The 4,164-nt window shown below is 56.6% G+C and carries 1 protein-coding gene; it reads right to left on the reverse strand.

What is annotated here, in order from left to right:
- Positions 1 to 276: 276 nt before the first annotated feature.
- Positions 277 to 4,011 carry a PAS domain S-box protein gene (locus NW853_RS04135; protein WP_414347925.1) on the reverse strand — a complete coding sequence of 1,245 codons (3,735 nt, stop codon included), beginning with the start codon at positions 4,009 to 4,011 and terminating at the stop codon, positions 277 to 279.
- Between the last annotated feature and the right edge of the window lie 153 nt (positions 4,012 to 4,164).

The raw sequence follows: 4,164 nt of genomic DNA on the forward strand, positions 1-4,164 counted from the left end.
CAGTTTGAAGTGAGCACCTCGGGCTTGCCCCTATGGCTCTACACCGGTTCTTGAGGCAATTCCTGGATACAGCTTTTTCCAGCGTGATTTGTCACAGCCAATGTAGATAATCTCTTGCTTAGGAAGGAGCCTGCTTGGCTAGAAAACTCCCACGGAGTCGGAAAAAACTGTGTAGTCGTTTCAAACAAGATTGAGACGCTTCAGCCCCTCTCCCAAAAGAGGAGAGAGGAGCCAGGGATCCGCTCAGCACCCCAGTTCCTCGCTGGCAAAACTTTGTCAAAGCTGCGGCAGATGGGGCAGGTGGAGCGTAAAGGTTGTCCAGCCGGCGGTGCTGCTCACCTCGATGGATCCGCGCAACTGATCCACCATCTGTTTCACCAAGGCCAAGCCCAGCCCCGTGCCCCCTTCCTTCCAGGGATCCTTGCTGGGAATGCGGTAAAAGCGCTCAAAGATGCGCGTCAGCTCCTCGGCAGGGATCTCTTGGCTGTTGCTGACCTGGATGCGGCTTTGACGATTTTCCGTTTCAATTTGCAAGCGGATGGATCCCTGGGCCGGCGTGTATTTCACGGCATTGTGCAAAAGCTCGCGCAGGATCCTGCTCAACAGTAAGGGATCCGTCGTGAGGCTGCTTTCTAGGGGGACGCTGGCTTGAAAGCTCTGCCCCTTGGCGCGGGCCCGCTCCTCGGTAACGGTCAGCAGATCCCCCAGCAGCTCCCGCCAGGTGAGGGCTTGCACCTGCAGAGCATAGGCCCCCGCCTGCAGGCGCTGCAGATCCAGCAGGTCGTTGATGAGCTCGATTTCCCGCTGGCATTCTCGCTCGGCAATGCTTAGATATTGAGCTCGTTTTTCGGTTGAGGGAGCCATCTGCAGCATCTTCAGAGCCATCTTCAAGCTGGCCAGGGGGGTGCGCAGCTCGTGGCTGACGGTGCTGATAAAGTCATCTTTGAGACGGTTAAGCCGCTCCAGGGCTTGCACCTGCTCTTGGGCAGCTTGGAACAGGCGCGCCTGGCGCAGCCCAATGGCGCATTGGTTGGCTACCTGCTGGATCAGTTGGATCTCCTGGTTGTCGAAAGGACGTGCAGCCAGGCGAGAGATCCACAGATCCCCCAGCACCTGGCCTTTATCTAGCAAGGGACAAGCCATCACCACCTGGCGGTTTTCCGGAGCCCCCCCTGAGAAGCAAAATAGACAAAGCTGTCCTCTGAGCAGTTGCCGGTGAATGTCGTCGTAAGGCCCTCCCACTAGGGGTAGAGAAACGTTCAGGTGGGAAGCGGAGCGGGGGCAATACTCGTAGCTGATGGTGGAAAGGGTGAGGTCGGCGTTGTAAAGACCGATATCGCAGCCATCGGCATCTAGACTCTCTCCCAGCTCGCGCACGGCGGTATTGAGGATCTCGGCTTCGTCGAGAGAATCGCGCACGCGGTCGGTGATGCGTTTTAGGATGGCCTCAAATTGCAAAGCCTGCTCCAGCTCGGCGGTGCGCTGCTGCACCTTCTCCTCCAGCGTTTGGTTCAGGGCTTTTACCTGCTCGTAAAGCTGGGCTTGCTGCAAGGCAATGGCCAATTGCTCCGCTAGCTCTTGCAAAAGCCTGATCTCCCACTCCTGCCAAGGACGGCTGGCGCGGCAGTGCTGCGCCACCAAGAGGCCCCAGAGCTCCTCCCCCCGCCGAATGGGGATCACCAAGTTGGCCTGAGCCTGAAAGGATTCCAAAAGCTCCCGATAGCAGGGATCCAAAGGGGCCGTGGCCACATTGTCGATGGCCTGCACAAAGCCCTGCTGGTACTTGCGATAGCAGGGATCCTGATGAAAGTAGGAATCCCACACGGAGCGGCCCAAGTGGCTGGGGCAGGGATCCAGGACGGACTCGGCGGCTACAAATCCCCCTATGCCCTCCTGCAACTGGTAGATCATCACCCGATCCACCTGGAGAAACTCTCGCACTTCCGCCGCCGTGGTTTGTAGGAGGGGCTGCAAGTCCAGCTTCTCGCGGATCCGGCGCAGCAGGGATCCCAGAAGTCTTTCTCGCTCTGCCTCTTGCAGCAGCAGATCCTGGGCTTCTTTGAGAGGGGTTATATCCACAGCAATGCCGCAAACGGCATAGGGATCCCCTTGCCAATCCCGCAGGGCAAACTTGGTGATCCACTTTTCTTGCTTTTTGCCGTCTCGACAAATGGTGCACTCATAGCTGATGGGAGCGGGAGACTGGATGGCTCTTTGATCTTCCTTGCGCAACTCCAGAGCTTCCTCTGGCGAGAAGAGCTCCGTATCGGCCTTGCCGAGAACTTCTTCTGGGAGTTTACCGTTTTTCTGCAGGTAAGCTTGATTGACCTGTAAGTAGCGGCCCTGCAAATCTTTAACAAAGATGGGAAAAGGGATCCCGTCGAGGATGGCCTTGAGGCGGGCCTCGCTCTCTTGCAGGGCCAGCTCCGCCTCTTTTTGCTCGGTGATATCTTCTGTGATGCCGGCAATGCGGATCACTTCTTGCTGCTCATTGAAAATAGGTCGGCAGGAAGTTCGCAACCAGCGCACCCGACCATCTCGATGGAAAATGCGATAGGTAACCGGCTTCTCTCCTTGGATAACTTGAGCTACGGCTTGCAAAACCTGAGGCAGATCTTCGGGGTGGATCCTGTCTTTCCACAGATCCGGCTTCTGGTAAAACTCCTCCGGCGTGTATCCCCAAATCTGTTCACAACGCGGACTTACGTAGGGAAATTGACCAAAATCTGCTGAACTTAGGAAAAAGCTTACAGGAACAACTTCCGCAATTTCCCGGAAGCGGGCTTCGCTTTCCCGCAGCGCCAGTTCCGCCTCTTTTTGCTGGGTAATGTCGCGGGTGCTGCAGACGATTCCTGCCACCGCAGGATCCTGCAAAAGATTAGTACAGCGGCTCTCTAGCCATACCCAATGGCCATCCGCATGCTGTGCCCGATAGATAAAGCTGAGCGTTTCGCCAGGTCGAGCCTTGAGGTGTTCAAGAGCACTAGCAACAATCTGCCGATCTTCTGGGTGAACCCAATCCAAAGGTATAGGTTCTCCCTCCTCAAGACAACGACCTAAAATTTTTTCAGCAACCGGGCAATTGAAGGGATAGACCAAGCCTTGGGCATCGATCCAGCACAAAATGTCGTGGCTGTTGTTGAGAAAGGCGCGAAAGCGCTCCTGTTGCTCTTGCACCTGTTGTTCCAGCCGCTTTTGCTCGGTAATGTCCAAGGCAATGCCGAGGCACCCCAAACCTTTGGACTCATCCTGCAGCTTCACAGCCAGGCGATAGACATAGCGCTCTTGGCCTTGAATGATTTCCTTGCCCTCCATCTGGAAAATCTCTTGCCGCTCTAGGTCAGACAAGACTTGCGCGGTGTACTCCAGCCACTGGGGGTACTGCCGAGCCCCCTCTTGCAGGGAAGTGCCCAGCAGGTCGCCAAACCAGGCACGGTCGGTGGCATTTTGCAAAATCAGCACCCCCTGGGGATCCCTGGCCCATATGGCTGCCGGCAGGGCGTCCAAGAGGGCTTGCAATTGGGCTTCCCGCAGCCGCAGATTGTCTTCCAGTTGCTTCTGCTTGGTGATGTCTCGGCCGACCCCGCGAATAAACCGCAGCCGGCCCCGCCGGTCGAAGATGCCCTGGTTGATCCACTCAAACCACCGCACCTGTCCCGCCGCGTCCACCATCCTATCAACCCTCGTGAAAGTGGGCTGCTGAGGGGTGAGCTGGGCTATCTGCTGCCGCACCTGCTCTTGCTCCTCTGGCAACAAGGCCTCGATCCAGCGCCGGCCCCGCCAATTGCCAAAAACCCTCTGGCAGACTTCGTTACACTCCACCAATGTCGTATCGGGCCGCGCCAGGGTGACGATGTCGGGAAAACCAACCTGGGCCTGATGCAGCCGTCGCCTTTGCCAGAAGACAAGCGCCAGGAAAGAGGCTGCCCACAAAAGCAGCCACGGCCAGTTGCGCAAAGCATCCCTGACGACTAGGCTAACGGTTTCTAGAGACTCCCCAGGAATACTCATGAAAGCTTAGCATTACTAAAATTCTGTGAAGGTTCGCAAAAGCACCTATCCCAATCCTCACCCATTCTCAGGGGTTTCCCAAGGATTGCCAAGTACTGCAATCAACAGCTTATGAGGAAACCTCACGGGTTCATATAGGCCTGAATCCAGCCT

Origin of the sequence: Synechococcus sp. H55.11 (genome assembly GCF_047462475.1) — a bacterium.
In the GTDB taxonomy this organism is placed as follows: Bacteria; Cyanobacteriota; Cyanobacteriia; order Thermostichales; family Thermostichaceae; genus Thermostichus.

Excerpts from the sequence above, each read along its gene's own strand:
- NW853_RS04135 (WP_414347925.1), bottom strand. The coding sequence starts at position 4,011 with ATGAGTATTCCTGGGGAGTCTCTAGAAACCGTTAGCCTAGTCGTCAGG.